This window comes from Ruegeria sp. C11 (genome assembly GCF_056537725.1).
In genome coordinates, this window is record NZ_JBQFSB010000032.1 from 1 (window position 1) to 591 (window position 591).

Consider the following 591-nt stretch of genomic DNA (forward strand, 5'->3'; position numbering starts at 1 on the left):
TGGATGCGCCGGTTTGCGTCGGCTACCAGCACAACGACGCCTTCCCGGGCAGCCACCCGCTGTTTGCCGGTCCGCTGGGCTATAACGGCTCAAAAGCGGGGATGGAGCTGATCAGCGAGGCCGACGTGGTGCTGTGCCTCGGCACCCGCCTGAACCCGTTCTCGACCCTGCCGGGCTATGGCATCAACTACTGGCCCGCGGATGCGAAAATCATTCAGGTCGACATCAACCCTGACCGCATTGGCCTGACCAAAGCCGTCAGCGTCGGCATCGTTGGTGACGCGGCCAAGGTGGCGAACGGCATTCTGGCGCAGCTGAGCGGCACTGCCGGCGACGAAGGCCGTAAAGAGCGCAAGGAGCGCATCGCCCAGAAGAAATCGGCCTGGGCGCAGGAACTGACCTCGATGACGCATGAGGACGACGATCCCGGCACCAGCTGGAACGAGCGTGCGCGTGCCGCCAAGCCCGACTGGATGAGCCCGCGCATGGCGTGGCGCGCGATTCAGGCGGCGCTGCCGAAAGAGGCGATCATCAGCTCGGACATCGGCAACAACTGCGCCATCGGCAACGCCTATCCGTCATTCGAAGAGG

1 pseudogene is annotated in these 591 nt (G+C 64.6%); it reads left to right on the top strand.

The annotated features are described in order from the left end of the window. Window positions 1-591, top strand: a pseudogene (locus ACR0NA_RS21645) (sulfoacetaldehyde acetyltransferase); the annotation flags it as partial.